Below are 17,414 nucleotides of genomic sequence, written 5' to 3'. Positions count from 1 at the left end.
AATACTGCGCCCCAGCGACCTGAGGCAAATTGTTTAAGGTTTTGCATAAATCTGGTCGAAAACACCACCATTGGCAAAATGGATTTTTTGCGCTTTTGCCCAGCCACCAAAGACCTGATCAATGGTAAATAATTTGATTTTCGGGAATTTATACGCGTATTTTTGTGCAACCTGTGCATTGCGCGGGCGGAAATTATATTTGGCTGCCAGTGCCTGCCCTTGTGGGGAATATAAAAAGTTTAAATAGCCTTTTGCCAAAAGACGATTGCCATCTTTATCGACTGTTTTATCGACAATTGCCACCGAAGGTTCGGCTAAAATTGACACCGAAGGATAAACAATCTGGTACTTATCTTTGCCTAAATTATTTTGTGCCAGTAAAGCTTCATTTTCCCAAGTCAACAACACATCCCCAATACCACGTTCAGCAAATGTCGTCAGTGAACCGCGCGCCCCAGAGTCAAGCACTTTGACATTGTGATACAGTTTAGATACCAGTTCTCGGGCTTTAGTATCATTACCACCTGGCTGCTTAAGCGCATAACCCCATGCCGCCAAATAAATCCAGCGCGGTGCACCGCCCGTTTTTGGATTTGGCGTAATAATTTCCACACCAGATCTGGTCAAATCTTTCCAGTCATGAATCTGTTTTGGGTTGCCCTTACGCACCAAAAAAACCACGGTTGATGTGTATGGTGCCGAATGCTGCGGAAATTGTTGCTGCCAGTCTTTACGGATATAGCCTGCATTGGCAATTTCATCGATATCGTTAGCAAGTGCCAACGTCACCACATCGGCTGGCAAACCCGAAGCAACTGCGCGAGCCTGTTTACCTGAACCACCATGTGACTGTTTAAACTCAACTTTCTCACCTGTACGTTTGAGCCAATACTGCCCAAAAACTTGATTATATTCCTGATAAAACTCTCGGGTTGGATCATAAGACACATTGAGGAAGGTTTTATCTGCATAAACCCATGAACTTGTTGTTGTGAGCAGTGTTACTACCCCTGCTGTAATCAGCTTGCGCATTTTTTATTCTCAAAATATTTTTAAATCACTATACTTATTCTTAATAAATTTGAAATATCAAACATTTATAATGTTTTATTCTAAGCTTTCAGGTTTTTCTTCTATACTACTGATATGTGACTATTGACTATTCATTCTGATGACCTAGATCTGTTTCATCATGGCTACCCGCTCTTTATTTATCTTTCTTTGATCAAAATTGAAATCTATTTCAATGAGACACAAGAAAATAAAACGGGCTTACCAAACAAGTCTATTTCTTTGTTAAAACAGCCATTATGTAGGATTCTCAGTATATCGCCATAAACCAGATGGGTATTTTGTAAAATAAATACGCTTTCTTTTATGTAAATGTACGTTATAGTAGCAACTGATAAAATCAGTGGTAGCGTTGTTTAAATACGCTGGGAATAACAAAAAAAGCCGCTTTAACTTTTTGGAGTTTTATTTTATGGCATATTTTCATGGTGTAGTTTTAGGCTTGTGTCTAAGTTTAGGTGCAACAGGTAGCTATGCAAATGTCATTGAAAATAAAGACAAAGTAACAAGCAAAACCGCCATTACACTGGGTAAAAATGCTCATCATGTTTCATTGATTGAAAAAGAACTCAGTAAGCAAAAGCAAAATACCAAAGCGATTGATTCAGATCTGGATAACATCAAAATCTTAAATGCCATTCATGTACAGCCAAGCCAAAACTTCTTTGCTTACCAACATGAACGTTTTTCTCGAATTCTCCAAGCATTATTTCAAACGCGCGACTCTTAATTCCTAAGACATTCCCGTCAAAATCAGCCTTGTGTTACGTTGCTTTTTCACGTTATACAGGGCTTTTTTCGTTATAATAGCCCGCATTAGATTTTAAAACTGAATCCATTATGAAAGTCCGTACCCGTATCGCGCCCTCTCCTACAGGCTTCCCTCATGTAGGTACAGCTTATATTGCCTTATTTAACTTGTGCTTCGCTAGACAACATGGCGGCGAGTTTATTTTACGTATTGAAGATACGGATCAACTGCGTTCAACACCTGAATCAGAAAAAATGATTTTGGATTCACTACGCTGGTTAGGTATCGAATGGTCAGAAGGCCCAGATGTCGGCGGTCCACACGCACCTTACCGTCAGTCTGAGCGTATGCATATCTATAAACAATATGCGCTGGAGCTGGTGGAAAAAGGACACGCATTTTACTGTTTTGCGACAGCCGAAGAGCTGGATCAGATGCGTGCGGAACAACAAGCACGTGGCGAAACGCCAAAATACGATGGTCGTGGTTTAAAACTTTCTCAAGAAGAAGTTCAACGCCGTCTTGCAGCAGGCGAACCACATGTGATTCGTATGAAAGTTCCTGAAGAAGGTATCTGTAAAGTCAATGACTTACTGCGTGGCGAAGTGGATATTCCTTGGGCGCAGGTCGACATGCAAATCTTGCTGAAAACCGATGGTCTGCCAACCTACCACTTGGCCAACGTAGTCGATGACCATCTCATGCAAATCACCCATGTATTCCGTGGTGAAGAATGGTTACCTTCGGCACCAAAACACCAGTTGCTTTACCAATACTTCGGTTGGGACATGCCACAGCTTTGTCACATGCCATTGTTGCGTAACCCAGACAAATCGAAATTATCAAAACGTAAAAACCCGACGTCAATCAACTACTACCGCGACATCGGTGTATTACCTGAAGCACTATTGAACTACTTGGGTCGTATGGGTTGGTCGATGCCTGACGAGCGTGAAGTGTTCACCTTACAAGACATGATGGACAATTTTGACATTCACCGTGTGTCTTTGGGTGGTCCAGTGTTTGATGTCGATAAACTGAACTGGTTGAATGGTCAGTGGATTAAAGGTTTAAGCCCTGTACAACTGCTAGAGCGTATTTTGACTTGGCAAAATGACAGCAAAAAACTTGAAGAGATTGCCACCGCGATTCAGCCGCGTATCAACTTGTTGTCAGAAGCCGTGAACTGGGCAGGTTTTTACTTCAACCACATGCCAAACATCACTGCAGAGATGTTTGAAAGCAAAAAATTGAACCAAGAACAAGTACGTCAAAGCTTACAGTTTGCCATCTGGCGTCTGGAAAAAACCTTCACATGGAACAATGACACGGTCAGCCAGATTCTGATGGACTTGGCAAACCAGATGGGCATTAAACTGCGTGACTTTATGCCAGCGTTCTTTATTGCGATTGCAGGTTCAACCAGTTCAACCCCTGTGATGCAAGCAATGGTTACCATTGGCCCTGACCTGACCTATGCGCGCTTACGCCGTGCGCTTGAAATTGTCGGCGGTCCGAGCAAAAAAGAGCTTAAAGTTTGGGAAAAACTCAACGAAAGCATCCAATTGCCGAAAAATGAAGCAACTGAAACAAGCGAGTAATCTTTTTGCTTGACGTGTGAGTGGAATGCCCCTAATATTGCGCTCACACAGACTGGGGTCATAGCTCAGTTGGTAGAGCGCTACAATGGCATTGTAGAGGTCAGCGGTTCGATCCCGCTTGGCTCCACCAAACCTCATATGTGTTGCCTCGATAAGTCCCTATCGTCTAGAGGCCTAGGACATCGCCCTTTCACGGCGGTAACCGGGGTTCGAATCCCCGTAGGGACGCCAAATTCTAAAAAACCACTGACATGATCAGTGGTTTTTTTTCGACTAAACTTTTTGCTTTGCCACGAAGTTCGCTAAAATAACCATAAATTCATTTGGGAGTGTCCATGCAATATCGTTGCCCACAATGCCAAAGTGCTAAAATTATGCCTGTTGCCCAAGGGAGCAATGCCGTCCGCCCAGAAATTCCAAAAAGTTTAGTCATTTTGGTCTTTTCGATTTTTCTACTGCTCCTGCTCGTGATTGCGTGTATTGTGATGTCGGTTTTTGCCCATGGTGCAAGCCCAATCCTGCAAATTGCTACAGGCGTAGTATTTTTGGTGACCGTGGGTTCAGGTCTGCTGTTCTGGCGCCAACTTCCAAACTTTAAATTATCAATGCAAGGATTTCTTCAGTCACAAAAAGCATGGAAATGCCGTGACTGCAATCATGAGTGGCACTTATAAGATCTTAAAACCTTAATGCTGATGCAAATGTTCATGAGAATGGCAGGGATTTTCTTCAATCTGTAACGTCACCTGCCGAATGCCATAACGATGTGTCAGCATTTCTGTTGCTTCACGATATAGACGATTTCGCTCCGCCTGTGGTGCAAATAAATGTACCGCGAGATGAATATTCTTGGAGCTGATTGCCCAGACTTTCAGTTGATGAATGCTTTCCACACCATCCAGAGATAACAGATCTTGCCGCAACGCCTCGATATCAATTTCATCAGGCACGCCCTCTAGCAAAATATTGATGCTTTGTTTGAGCAAAAGCCATGTCCGTGGCAGCACCCACATCCCAATGAAAACCGCAACCAAGGTATCCACCCACACCCATTGCGTCAGATAAATCAGTACTGCCCCAAAAATCACCCCGACCGAACCCAGTGCATCGCTCAATACTTCCAGATATGCACCTTTGACATTCAGGCTATCGTCCACGCCTGACATTAAGATTTTCATGGCGATGAGGTTAATCACTAAACCCAGTATTGCCACCACCAACATACCTAGACTTTGAATTTCGGGTGGCTGGCTAAAACGCACATAAGCTTCATATAAAATATAGACAGCCACTAAAAACAGCATCAGCGCATTGAACAGTGCCGCCAAAATTTCAAACCGCTGATACCCAAACGTGCGTTTGTCATCGGCAGGCAGTTTACCAATTTTAATGGCGATAAGTGCAACTGCCAGTGCGGCCGCATCGGTAAACATATGCGCAGCATCGGATAAGAGCGCCAAACTCTGGGTTAGAAAACCTGCAATCACTTCAACGATTAAAAAGCTACTGGTCAGACCCAGTGCCAGCCAAAGTTTTTTCGAATTATTTTCACTAGCTGCGGCATGATGATGCTCATGCCCATGATGGTGTCCACTCATACAGGGACTCCTGTTTTTATGGTTATAAAAACCACGTTAGACAAATTTTCAGCATTTGTCCAACGTGGTTTTTCAAAAAATGATTAGCTGGATTTTTCATTCAGCCAGCGATAAATCACAGGCAATAACAGCAAAGTCAGTAGCGTTGAGGATAATATCCCCCCAATGACCACGGTTGCCAAAGGTCGTTGTACTTCTGCGCCCGTGCCTGTCGCCAGTGCCATCGGAATAAAGCCCAATGAGGCGACACAGGCCGTCATCAGCACAGGTCTTAGGCGTAATACTGCTCCCTGCCATGTGGCGCGGTGCACATCATAGTTTTCACGCAATCCCTTGATAAAGCTCAGCATCACCAAGCCATTCAGTACGGCGACACCTGAAAGTGCAATAAAGCCCACCCCTGCCGACATTGACACAGGAATATCACGCAGCCACAGCGCAACCACACCACCTGACAAGGCCAATGGCACGCCACTAAACACCAGCAGGCTATCTTTGACATTGGAAAATACAGCCATCAGCAAGGCAAAAATCATCAGCAAAGCCAAAGGAATGACAATCTGCATACGGGCTTTTGCTGAAGCCAGATTTTCAAACTGACCACCAAAACCGAGCCAGTACCCTGTTGGCAATGCCTGCTGCTGCAAGGTTTGCTGCATCTCTGCCACAAATGAACCCAAGTCTCGATCCCGCACATTGGCAGTCACCACCACACGGCGCTTGCCCTGCTCGCGACTAACCTGACTTAAACCTAAAACCTGTTCAACTTTGGCAATATCTTGCAGTTGAATCAACCCGCCATTCGGCAGTTGAATCGGCAAATGAGCCAATTGCTGTGTGCTACGTGACTCCTCAGACAAACGCACCACAAAGTCAAAACGTCGGTCACCTTGTAAAATCTGCCCGACATTTTGCCCACCAACACTACTGGCGACCAAGTCCTGAACTGATTTGACTGACAAGCCATATTGTGCAGCCAATGCAGAATCAATCGCGACATTGAGCATAGGCAGCCCTGAAGTTTGCTCAACCTTAACTTCGCTTGCCCCTGAAATTGCACGTAATTTTTGGGCAATCTTTTCGGCTTCCTGATTGAGTACGGTCATATCATCACCAAAAATTTTCACGCCGACATCACTGCGAATGCCTGAAATCAGCTCATTAAAACGCAGTTCAATCGGTTGAGAAAATTCACTGTTATTGCCTGCCAGTGTTGCGACAAATTTCAGCATGCGCTCACGGAGTTGATCGATGCTTTCATTTGGATTTGACCACTGTTCACGCGGTTTGAGTAAGATCACTCCATCGGAAATATTGGGTGGCATCACATCGGTAGCCACTTCGGCTGTGCCTGTCCGTGCGAAAATTGCTTTAATTTCAGGGAATTTTTGCAACAGTTGCTGCTCGGCCTGTTCCTGCATTTTCAGTGACTGTTCAATGCCTGTACTCGGCGCACGCATCAACTGCACTGCAAAGTCACCTTCACTCAAGGTCGGTGCAAACTCGCTGCCGACTCGGGTGGCTAGTACCCCTGTCAGCAGCAATAAACTGAGTGCTGCGGTCAACACGACGATTCGATATTGATAAGCACGATCTAAAATATTGGCATAGCCTTGTTGTAAGGTCAGCATCCAGCGGCTTGGTTTTTCCTGTACTTTGCCTGTCACACATAAGGCTACTGCCGCAGGCACAAAGGTTACTGACAAAATCATCGCCCCGACCAAGGCAATCACCACGGTAAATGCCATCGGATGGAACATTTTGGCTTCCACGCCTGACAAGGCAAAAATCGGCAAATACACCACCATAATAATGGCTTGCCCAAAAATCAGCGGACGGCGCGCTTGTTTCGCCGCTAAAAACACTTCACGAAATCGCTCGCTACGGGTTAACAATCCTCCTGTTCGGTGCTGGGCTTCTGCCAAACGCCGAATACAGTTTTCTACGATCACCACCGCGCCATCGATAATGATGCCGAAGTCCAGCGCACCCAGACTCATCAGGTTGGCACTGATATTTTGTTTTGCCATGCCTGTTAAGGTAAACAGCATCGCCAGCGGAATAATACAGGCAGTAATTAGTGCAGCCCTGAAATTCCCAAGGAAAATAAACAGAATCACGATGACCAGCACCGCACCTTCAATCAGGTTTTTCGCCACGGTTTTGATGGCTTTATCCACCAGTGAAGTTCGGTCATACACCGTTTCTATCACTACACCTTTTGGCAGGCTTTTTTGAATCTGCTGGATTTTGGTATGCACCGCTTGGGCAACAGTGCGGCTATTTTCACCCATCATCATCATGGCGATGCCGAGTACGGTTTCCTGACCGTTGTAGGTTGCACTGCCTGTACGCAAGTCATGTCCGATGGAGACATGTGCCACATCTGCCACCCGAATCGGTAGACCATTTTTGTTGGCGACACTGATATTTTCAATATCCTGCACAGAGCTCAGCACACCTGGTACACGCACCGTCAACTGTTGCCCATTGTCCTCAATGAAGCCTGCTCCACGGTTTTCATTGTTATCCCGTAGTGCAGTGTGCAAATCACTCAGCGGAATTTGTAGTTGTTGCAGGCGTTTTAAATCAGGGGCAACCACATAGGTTTTGTTATAGCCACCAATACTGTTAATTTCTGCTACGCCCTGCACACGCCGTAACTGCGGACGCACAATCCAGTCCTGAATCTCGCGTAAATCCATTGCGGTATAGGCTTGCCCATCTGGCTTTTTGGCATTCGGCTCAGCCTTGATCACCCACTGATAAATCTCGCCCAAGCCTGTTGAGATCGGTGAAAGTTGCGGTTCGATGCCGTCGGGCAACTCGGCTTTAGCCTGCTGGAGTTGCTGGCTAATCAGTTGTCGTGCCCAGTAAATATCGGTGCCATCTTCAAAAATAATCGTGACTTGCGACAACCCATAGCGGGAAATCGAGCGGGTCTGCTGCAAATGCGCCATGCCCGCCATCGCAGTTTCAATCGGGTAGGTAATCCGCTGCTCAACTTCCAGTGCAGTAAATCCATTGGCTTGCGAGTTAATTTGCACCTGTACATTGGTAATGTCAGGCACGGCATCTATCGACAGTTTCTGATAGCTGTACACTCCAATGCCAATCCAAGCACAAGTAAATAGCATCACCCACAGTGCATTTTGAATGGCGAACTGAATGATTCGGTCAAACCAGCCTTCAGGCTGTGGCAGTTTAGTGTCCATGCTCAGCCTCGCCTTTTTCCATTTCCGACTTCAGCACAAAACTGCCTGCCGAAACATAACGTTGCCCTGCTTTTAGCCCAGACAAGATTTCCACCCATTGACCATCACTCGAATATGCACCCAACTGAACTTCAGCAGGCTGAAAATGGGTTTTATCCTTTTCAGCTTTTGCCAAAAAAACCACATTTTTACCTTCAAGCTGTTGCACGGCGGTTTTGGCAACCCGTAGCACCTGTTTCGGCTGTTCGGCATCAAACAGGACATTGACCATCAGGTTTGGACGTAATTCGCTCGAAGCTTCCAGTACTTTGGCGCGGACTTTTAAGCGCCCAGAAGATTTATCTGCTTCGGTACTCAGGCTTTGAATCTGTGCTTGAAAAATCTTGCCTGTTTGTAAGGACTTAAACTGGATTTTTTGCTCAGGTTGCAAATGCTGCGCTGAACTTGGCAACACAAATTCGAGCCACAATTGCCCCAGTTGATCAATGGTAAATAGTTGATCACTGAGCTGCACATTTTCCCCAACCACCAAGTCTTTATTGCTGATCACTCCAGAAATCGGTGCATACAATACATAGCGTCCCTGACTGTTGGCATTCACCCCATATGCACTCAAACGGGAACGTGCTGCCTGTACGGTAATTTGCGCTTGGCGGTAGGTACTATAAGCGCGCTGATAATCCTGCTTTGCAGAAATCCCCTGCTGCCAAAGCTGGCGCTCACGTTGATAATCCTGCTCGGCAAGCTGTAAATTTTGCTGCGCCATGCTTAAGCTAGCTTGCTGATCGACCACATCAGGGACAAACAACGTCGCTAATGCCTGCCCGCGTTTGACCTGCTGACCCAGTTCAACATTAACCTGTTCCACACGCCCCGCAAAACTTGGCGATACATGCGCCTGCTGATCGGTATTTACTAACAGCGTGGCAGGATAACTGATACTTTGCTTGACCTCGCCATAGGCGACTTGTGCCAGTTGAATCCCCTGCTGTTGAATTTGTGCTGAACTAAATTCCACACCTTCTGACTCAGAAGCATGTCCTGCTTCTTTCTGCTCACTGTGTTCGGTTTCGCTTTTCGCACCCGTATTCTTTTTATTATCCAATAATAATCCTGCAGCCAACACCACAGTCGACAGCACAATTACTACGACCCAGAACAATTGGGATTTTTTGATTACATTCAACATTATTGTGCTCCTGCAAGATTGGCGGAAAAACGCTGTTGGATTTGGCTGATGGCATCTTCTGCACCCACTACGCTCGGCTCGACACCCAGTGCCAAACTCTCGGCATCCAATGCTTTTTGCCAGACATTTTTTAACAGCTGTGCTTGTTGTAGACGCTGCTGCTGCAGTTGCAGATTTGCCTGTTGCACATCACTCATGGCGTATTTTCCTGCCTGAAACCCTTGCAAGGTTTTTTGTAAAATCCCCTCTGACAATGGAATTTGTTGATCTCTGACCAAGCTGAGTTGCTGGTTTAAATTGCGTAGCTCCAACAGTGCCGTCTCAAGCAACCGCCCTGTATTTTGTTGATATTGCTGCTGTGCATGATCGAGATAATTGGCTTTGCTCTGCGCCATCTGCTGGGCATATTGCTGCCGATTAAATAGCGTCAGTGGAATCTCCACACCAACCCGTACCTGTTGTTCGGTATTGTTTTGATTTGCAGTTTGGCTACGTACCATACCCACCAGTAGCATGGGGTTAGGTCGCGCCTGCGCGCGCAAATGTTGAATCTGAGCCTGCTGTTGCTGGCTTTGCAATTGCAAGCTGCGAGTGAACAAATTCTGCTGCTGATGCTGTTTGATCGATGCTTCAGTGCTGCGTAATGGATCTTCAAGCTGCAGATCCAATGCATCACTATTGGTTTCACCCCACCAGTGTGCCAGTTGCCGCTTGGCGATTTGGACAGCCTGTTGAGCTTGCTGATTGCGTTGTTGATTTTCAATATGCGCCATCAAACCACGATCTAAATCTAACTGGGAAATACTCCCCGCCCGATACCGCAGGCGGGTGGCATCAAGTAATGCCTGACTACTTTTAAGTTGTGCCCGCGTCAGTTGCTGTTCTTGCTGCAAAACTGCCAACTGCACCCAACGATATTTGAGTGCCAGTTGTAACTGTACCCGATAAAGCTGCTGATCAAGCTGGACTTGGCTCAACTCAAGTTTTGCCAAGTGCTGTGCAGCGCGACGCTCACCAAACAGATCCAGTTTTTGCGACAGATTAACTTCCAGTTCGCGATCCTGACTAGAACCAAAACCAGTTTGCTGAACAGAAAGACTTGGGTTTTCCCACAAACGACTCTGTTGCTGTTGTGCATTGGCAATGCTTTCGCGTGCCTGCCACAGCCCTTGCTGTGCCTGATATTGCTCAACTTTTTTAAAAGCTTGCTGAAAACCTAGCGAATGATCTACAGCATACGCCATAGAAGTTGCCATGCTGCATACACCCAGCAGCATGCTGCAACGCCATGCCTGTGCATGGAAGAAAGAAAAAAACATAGTTTTGCCCCGTAAAAAGAAATATTACGGTGGGCGATTTTTCGGCTACCCCACCAATAGCGGGGCAAAAACAGGCGGTGGATTTGCGGCGAACAAATCAGGGGACTGGTATAAATTATGCCAGTCATAATGTCGCAGCACCTGAATAGAAACCTGATGTGGTACAAGGGTATGTGCCTGCACGGCTGCCATTACAGGTGAAAAAGACGGTAAATGATCACTATGATCCTGAACATCGGGTGGATCATCTGCAGTGTTCAATACATTCGGATGCTGTGCCAGATGCTCGGAGGTCAGTTGATGATGTCCAAAATGCGCTGAACTCGTTTTTTGTATCGCAGGTCGATTTTCATGGGTGCAAAATGCCGCTGCCACATTCCAAACACTTTGGAACGTGAACAAAGTTAGCAAGATGGTGATAAAAACACTGCAACGTTTCAACGCAGAAGCTCTCGAACGATTCCGCGCAAATATAACAGTTTTATGACATGTTATAGAATCACGTTTTTAAGGTTTATATAAAGATGACAATACTTCGATCAAACAAGAACCGCTAAACGGACTCAATACATCCAGATAGAATCATTAAAGCAAAGCCATACTTAACATCACGTAACAGCCTGCGAACTGTAGATTCAGGGTGTAGGTGTTGTCCCAAAATTAAATTTAAAAATGAAAACAGCGACCTATGATGATAGAAATGCAACCTGAAATTATTCTTTTTGCAAGACAGTGCCAATCTAGCCTTGGAACCATTTTTAAAATTACTTATAAAATTTTAAATATAACCAATAGTTAGCTATGATTAGATTGCAAAATCTTATTCACTTTCTTTTGTTAAACCACATTCTCACTATTTGCATGCTTGCTTTATGCAGTGGGACGGTATTAAAAATATCTCGCAGCATTTGGATATCTGCCATACCTCCTTGTAACCACCCCATTTTTTTCGCTTTATATGGGCTCATGACATCAGGCCAACGCACAACTTTAATTCGGGAATGATCTGCAAGCCATAAATGATTTAACCAAACCTCCAACCCAAAACGGGGCAGCGTTCCGATTTCATCCAGATATTTCATCACCTGATCACGCCTGAAGATACGCTCTCCTGAAATATAGTCCAATCCAATCACTTGCCACGGCAATGGACTATTACCACGCAAACTTAAAGACACATCAGCCGAACCAGAGCATATCGGTTCAGCCAATGCCGTAATGTCCGATGCGGTTAATCCAATCAGGTCAGCATCAAGCAAAAGTACATGACTTCCCGATGCAGCAGAAATTCCCGCCGCAACAGCATTACTTTTCCCACCGTTACGCTCTAAACTAATGACTTTAACGCCAGATCGCTGCGCGACTTCAACCGTATTGTCTGTCGATCGATCATCGACAACAATAATTTCATCGACAAGTGCATGCCCACAGACTGCATCCAGTACTTTTTCAATACGGGGTGCTTCATTGTAGGCAGGAATAATACAACTTAATTTCATGAAGTTCTCTTCAGCCAAAAAATGCTGACAAAAACAATAATCACCAGAAGAATCAAAGAGATCATTCCAATCCAGTGATCAACCCGATTAACAAAATTTCCACAGCTATAACCGATTGCAACAAAAAAAAGACTTTTAGGAATCGTCGATACGGCGCTATAAAAAACGAACGGAAGAAAACGCATTCTTGCAATTCCCGCCCCCAACAAAACTGCGATACCTGCAGAATGTGTGAGTTTGCCAATCACAATAAGTTTTCCGCCCTCTACATCAAATTTACTGACCAATCCATCTAGTCTGGCTGGGTTCAATCCCAAACGCTGCATCCATTTCGGAGGCACACTTCCCTTTTTCACCATGCCACGACCGAGCAGATAAAAACAGATATCACCAATTAGATCGGCCATGATCACGACCACAATCACAGTCAGCAGACTAAAATAATTTAGACGGGCCAGATACGCCGCAATTACCGTAACAATTGGCCCTTCAATCACGGCCAAAGGCGTTAACAGTAACAAGCCATGTGCTTTGATTAAAGCTTCCGTCATTGAGAGATCAAACATGGATTAATGCTCCATCTCTTTCTGTTCTTGCACATTGGCAGAAGCAGGACTATTCATCGCATTCCCATGCCACACAAAACTGCGGCCAGCCCAACACCATAACCATAACAATGGCAATAGCATGTCACGAATGATCATTGCACATACATCTCTGGCACTATGTGGCCAATGCAGCAGCTTCGCCACCATCCACTCAGCGCCGTACCACAAAATAAAGACAGCAGGAGGCAATATCCAGGGAATCATCTGTAGATGAACCAGATAAATCAGACTCGCCATGACTGGTACAGAGCCTAACAATATTTCAGGAATAAATAGCCAGAAAAAACCAAGCCGACGAATACGTGCCCAGCGTAACTGACGATCCCAGACCGCGCGTAATGTTCGCTCACCAATCGGCTGAGCAAAAGGTCTTGGTGTTAAATGAACTTTCAAGCCCGCATCTCTAACCAGTTTCGTCGATGCAACATCTTCTGCCAATTCATGCCCTAATGCTGACAGCCCACCACGCTGATCAAGAACATCTCTGTGCCAAAACAGGGTCTTGCCTTGTGCAAATCCAAGGCCGATGGCATCGGATAAAAACTGCCAGCGCGCCTGATGTGTATTCAATAATGCCGCTTCAACTGCACCCCACAAATTCGCTGGTCGAATCCCAATCGCAGGTGAACTCACAAGCCCTGTATCTTGCTCATCAAAACTCAAAATTAATGAGCGCAGATAGTCTGGTGGAAGCAACAGATTACTGTCCGCCATCGCAATCCATTGAGCAGATGTACTTTGCCACGCCTTCTCCATGTTATTGAGTTTCGGATTTTTCGTAATCAGGTCATTTCCGATCAGGAGTTTGGCGGATCTTTCAGGGTGGCAATCAATCAAGCGATTGACATAAGGAATGACTGGATCTTGTGCAGAAGCAACGCAAAAAAGGATGTCATAACATGGGTAATCCTGTTTAAAGCAGGATAAAAGTAATTCTTCTGCAAAATTATCTAGACCACAGAGTGGTCGAATCAATGTAATGTGTGGTGTTTTTTTAAGAATAGAAGAATGTATCGGAGAATTGAGTCGCCGAAAAGCAACATAAAGAGAGCCAAGCTGCACAATCAATAATGTGCAGCTTGCTATCCCAGCAATAATTGCTAACAGTGCCATTTATCCACTGATTTTTTTGTATTTGGTACGCTTTTGTACCGCATCTTCGCCTAAACGTGCCAAGCGGTATGCTTCATACTCAGCATAGTTGCCTTCGTAGAATTCAGGTTGTTCATTTTCAAATGACAAAATGTGCGTTGCAATACGGTCAAGGAACCAACGGTCATGCGATACTACCATCACTGTACCTGGGAATACCAAAATGGCATCTTCAAGCGCACGTAAAGTTTCGATATCCAAGTCGTTCGATGGCTCATCCAGTAAGATCACGTTTGCGCCCATTTGCAGGATTTTCGCCAGTTGTAAACGGTTACGCTCACCACCTGACAATTCGCCTACACGTTTTTGCTGATCTTGACCTTTAAAGTTAAAGCGACCGATATAAGCACGTGATGCAATTTCATAATCGCCAATTCTTAAGATATCCAAACCGCCAGAAACTTCTTCCCAAACAGTTTTGTTGTTATCTAAGGTGTCACGAATCTGACCAACATAGGCCACTTTAACCGACTCGCCCAACGTTACCGTACCTGTATCTGGCTGTTGTTCACCAGTCATCATACGGAACAGTGTGGTTTTACCCGCACCGTTTGGACCCACGATACCGACAATTGCAGTTGGTGGTACAGTAAAGCTTAAGTTTTCGTATAGTACGCGACCATCAAATGATTTGCTGATGCCTTCTACTTCTACAACCTTGTTGCCTAGGCGTGGACCAGGTGGAATATAGATTTCAGACGTTTCGTTACGCTGTTGGAATTCGCGTGAGTTAAGCTCTTCAAAACGCTCCATACGCGCTTTGTTTTTCTTTTGTTGACCTTTGGCATTTGAACGAACCCATTCAAGTTCTTTCTTCAATGCTTTAGCAAAAGACTCTTCTTGCTTATTCTCTTGTTCTAGACGCGCATTCTTTTGCTCCAACCAAGAAGAATAGTTACCTTGGTAAGGAATACCATGTCCGCGGTCAAGCTCCAAAATCCACTCGGCAACGTTATCTAGGAAATAACGGTCATGCGTAATCGCCACAATAGTGCCCGCAAAGTCTTTCAAGAAACGCTCTAACCAAGACACAGACTCTGCATCCAAATGGTTCGTCGGTTCGTCTAGAAGCAACATGTCTGGCTTAGATAAAAGCAAACGACACAACGCAACACGACGACGCTCACCACCTGACAGTAAAGTCACATCAGCATCCCAAGCTGGAAGGTTCAACGCAGCTGCGGCTTGATCCATTTGGTTGCTGAGGTTATGCGCATCCCATGAATGGATAATCGCTTCTAATTTTTCTTGTTCTTTCGCTAACTTATCAAAGTCTGCATCTTCAGACGCATATTCAGCAAACACTTCGTCCAAACGCGCCAAAGCATCTAATGGTTCACGCAAACCATCTTCTACGTTGCCACGAACGTCTTTATTTGGATCGAGCGGTGGTTCTTGCTCTAAATAACCGATTTTGATACCCGGTTGCGCACGTGCTTCACCAGAAAAATCTTTGTCTACGCCCGCCATAATACGAAGCAAGGTCGATTTACCTGCACCGTTTAAACCAAGTACACCAATTTTTGCACCCGGGAAAAATGATAAAGAGATGTCTTTTAAGATTTCGCGCTTAGGCGGAATCATCTTAGACACTCGGTTCATCGTATAAATATATTGGGCCACTTAGGACTCCTCAATTGAAAAAGCAAAACATCGCAAACCGCGACAAAAATTGCTCGCATTATACGATGAATCAGTCAAAAACATAAGACTATCGCCTAGATCATGTCAGCAGTTTGTGACAATTCATTGTCAAAGGCGCTACTATATATTCAACCAGATATTGCATAAATTCAGATAAGTAACGCACAAAAGCATATACATGCTGCAATTAAAACATTTTAAACTCAACGAATATAAATACATAGGACAAGAAAACGACATGAGCCATAAAGACGAAACCCTTGCCATTCATGCAGGTTACAGCCCAGAAGCCACCACCAAAGCGGTTGCCGTTCCAATTTATCAAACGACGTCTTATTCTTTTGACAACACGCAGCATGGCGCCGATTTATTTGATCTCAAAGTTCAGGGCAATATCTATACCCGCATCATGAACCCGACCACAGCCGTGTTGGAGCAACGTATCGCAGCGTTAGAAGGCGGGATTGGAGCACTGGCGCTGGCATCGGGTATGGCAGCCATTACTTATGCAATTCAGACCATTGCTGAAGCAGGCGACAATATTGCATCGGTTTCGACTTTATATGGTGGTACCTATAACCTGTTCGCCCATACCCTGCCTAAGCAAGGTATCGAAGTTCGTTTCTTTGATTATCAACAGCCTGATCAACTTGCGTCGCTCATTGATGAAAAAACCAAGCTGGTGTTTGTCGAATCGATTGGCAATCCTTTGGGAAATATTATTGATCTGGAAAAAATCGCCGAAATTGCTCACGCACATGGCGTTCCTGTTGTTGTCGATAACACTGTTGCTACACCAGTACTGCAAAAATCGTTTGAATTTGGCGCAGATATTATTGTCCACTCACTGACAAAATATATTGGCGGACATGGCAACAGTATTGGCGGAATTATTGTCGACAGTGGTAAATTTCCGTGGGGACAATACCCTGAACGCTTTAAATCGTTAAACACCCCAGATCCAAGCTATCATGGTGTGAACTATGTCGAAGCCTTGGGCGAAGCAGCATATATTGCTCGAGCGCGCGTTGTGCCATTACGCAACACAGGCGCAGCGATTAGCCCATTTAATGCCTTTTTGATTTTACAAGGTCTGGAAACCCTCTCCCTGCGTATGCAGCGCCATACCGAAAATGCTCAGCGTATTGCCGAATACCTCCAGCAACATCCAAAAGTCAAATGGGTCAACTATGCAGGTCTGCCTGAGCATCCACAGCATGCACTGGCACAAAAATATGTACAGGGTAAACCTTCTGCGATTTTATCTTTTGGGGTACAAGATGGCTTGGCAGGTGGTACGCGTTTTATTGATGCCTTACAACTGTTTACCCGTCTGGTGAATATCGGCGATGCCAAAAGCTTAGCCTGTCATCCTGCTACTACAACACACCGTCAGCTTAACCCAGATGAGCTAAAAGCAGCGGGCGTCAGTGTAGATATGGTGCGCTTATCCATCGGAATTGAACATATTGATGACTTGATTGCTGACCTTGAACAGGCACTCAATGCTGTATAAAGAGCAGATTGTTTTGCCCATTTCTTAGTGTCCTTGATCGGGTAAAAATATATCGCCAGTACAATTTATGTTTTAATCATTAAATTGTTACAATAAATAGAGCAATTGCTCTATTTATTGTTTATAAATTCATACACTTACCCCTAGCTTTTCCTTCAATATTGGTTGTATGATTTTTTAGCATTCTCTTTCTTTTCGGCAGAGAAGCAACATTCCATAAAATAATTAAATACCCATTTTTTAAATCAAAT

At 44.9% G+C, this 17,414-nt stretch carries 14 protein-coding genes and 2 tRNA genes; 6 read left to right on the top strand and 10 right to left on the bottom strand.

The window, feature by feature from the left end:
* Nucleotides 1-33 precede the first annotated feature (33 nt).
* Nucleotides 34-1,032 (bottom strand): sulfate ABC transporter substrate-binding protein, encoded by a 999-nt coding sequence (locus tag P255_RS00695; RefSeq protein WP_004898980.1) that lies wholly within the window; start codon nucleotides 1,030-1,032, stop codon nucleotides 34-36.
* A 451-nt stretch (nucleotides 1,033-1,483) separates the two neighbouring features.
* Here P255_RS00695 and P255_RS00690 point away from each other — a divergent pair, with 451 nt between their 5' ends.
* From P255_RS00690 to P255_RS00670, 5 genes are all read left to right on the top strand, one after another.
* Entirely contained in the window at nucleotides 1,484-1,801 is a 318-nt protein-coding gene (locus P255_RS00690) for a hypothetical protein (protein ID WP_004898978.1), read from the top strand.
* Between the two features lie 110 nt (nucleotides 1,802-1,911).
* Nucleotides 1,912-3,423 carry a glutamate--tRNA ligase gene (gltX, locus tag P255_RS00685; protein WP_004898977.1) on the top strand — a complete coding sequence of 504 codons (1,512 nt, stop codon included), beginning with the start codon at nucleotides 1,912-1,914 and terminating at the stop codon, nucleotides 3,421-3,423.
* 54 nt (nucleotides 3,424-3,477) lie between these two features.
* A tRNA-Ala gene (locus P255_RS00680) sits at nucleotides 3,478-3,553 on the top strand.
* Between the two features lie 25 nt (nucleotides 3,554-3,578).
* Nucleotides 3,579-3,654: transfer RNA gene (locus P255_RS00675), tRNA-Glu, on the top strand.
* Between the two features lie 104 nt (nucleotides 3,655-3,758).
* Nucleotides 3,759-4,097, top strand: coding sequence for a hypothetical protein (locus P255_RS00670; RefSeq protein WP_004898976.1), 339 nt, complete (start codon nucleotides 3,759-3,761; stop codon nucleotides 4,095-4,097).
* Nucleotides 4,098-4,109: 12 nt separating this feature from the next.
* Here the strand turns inward: P255_RS00670 and P255_RS00665 are convergent, their stop codons facing one another.
* From P255_RS00665 to ettA, 9 genes are all read right to left on the bottom strand, one after another.
* Nucleotides 4,110-5,021, bottom strand: a complete 912-nt coding sequence (locus P255_RS00665; RefSeq protein ID WP_004898975.1) for a cation diffusion facilitator family transporter — start codon at nucleotides 5,019-5,021, stop codon at nucleotides 4,110-4,112.
* 83 nt (nucleotides 5,022-5,104) lie between these two features.
* Nucleotides 5,105-8,236: an efflux RND transporter permease subunit gene (locus tag P255_RS00660; protein ID WP_004898974.1), complete on the bottom strand. Its 3,132-nt coding sequence runs from the start codon at nucleotides 8,234-8,236 to the stop codon at nucleotides 5,105-5,107.
* Nucleotides 8,226-9,425, bottom strand: coding sequence for an efflux RND transporter periplasmic adaptor subunit (locus P255_RS00655; protein ID WP_004898972.1), 1,200 nt, complete (start codon nucleotides 9,423-9,425; stop codon nucleotides 8,226-8,228). The genes P255_RS00660 and P255_RS00655 overlap by 11 nt, the downstream gene beginning before the upstream one ends.
* Nucleotides 9,425-10,744 carry a TolC family protein gene (locus P255_RS00650; RefSeq protein WP_228127499.1) on the bottom strand — a complete coding sequence of 440 codons (1,320 nt, stop codon included), beginning with the start codon at nucleotides 10,742-10,744 and terminating at the stop codon, nucleotides 9,425-9,427. Before P255_RS00650 ends, P255_RS00655 begins: the two co-directional genes overlap by 1 nt.
* Nucleotides 10,745-10,789: 45 nt before the next feature.
* A complete protein-coding gene (locus P255_RS00645) occupies nucleotides 10,790-11,119 on the bottom strand; it encodes a hypothetical protein (RefSeq protein WP_051065277.1) in 330 nt (109 codons plus the stop codon).
* A 449-nt stretch (nucleotides 11,120-11,568) separates the two neighbouring features.
* Nucleotides 11,569-12,243, bottom strand: a complete 675-nt coding sequence (locus P255_RS00640) for a glycosyltransferase family 2 protein (RefSeq protein ID WP_004898969.1) — start codon at nucleotides 12,241-12,243, stop codon at nucleotides 11,569-11,571.
* Complete coding sequence (locus tag P255_RS00635; RefSeq protein WP_004898967.1) at nucleotides 12,240-12,809, bottom strand: DedA family protein; 570 nt, start codon at nucleotides 12,807-12,809, stop codon at nucleotides 12,240-12,242. Before P255_RS00635 ends, P255_RS00640 begins: the two co-directional genes overlap by 4 nt.
* 3 nt (nucleotides 12,810-12,812) lie before the next feature.
* Nucleotides 12,813-13,964 carry a ceramide glucosyltransferase gene (locus P255_RS00630; protein WP_004898966.1) on the bottom strand — a complete coding sequence of 384 codons (1,152 nt, stop codon included), beginning with the start codon at nucleotides 13,962-13,964 and terminating at the stop codon, nucleotides 12,813-12,815.
* Entirely contained in the window at nucleotides 13,965-15,626 is a 1,662-nt protein-coding gene (gene ettA / locus P255_RS00625; protein ID WP_004898964.1) for an energy-dependent translational throttle protein EttA, read from the bottom strand.
* Between the two features lie 259 nt (nucleotides 15,627-15,885).
* Here ettA and P255_RS00620 point away from each other — a divergent pair, with 259 nt between their 5' ends.
* Complete coding sequence (locus tag P255_RS00620) at nucleotides 15,886-17,163, top strand: O-acetylhomoserine aminocarboxypropyltransferase/cysteine synthase family protein (RefSeq protein WP_004898963.1); 1,278 nt, start codon at nucleotides 15,886-15,888, stop codon at nucleotides 17,161-17,163.
* Nucleotides 17,164-17,414: the final 251 nt, after the last annotated feature.

The organism is Acinetobacter brisouii CIP 110357, from assembly GCF_000488275.1.
GTDB classification, from domain to species: Bacteria; Pseudomonadota; Gammaproteobacteria; order Pseudomonadales; family Moraxellaceae; genus Acinetobacter; species Acinetobacter brisouii.
This window is presented reverse-complemented; position numbering and strand designations above follow the sequence as displayed.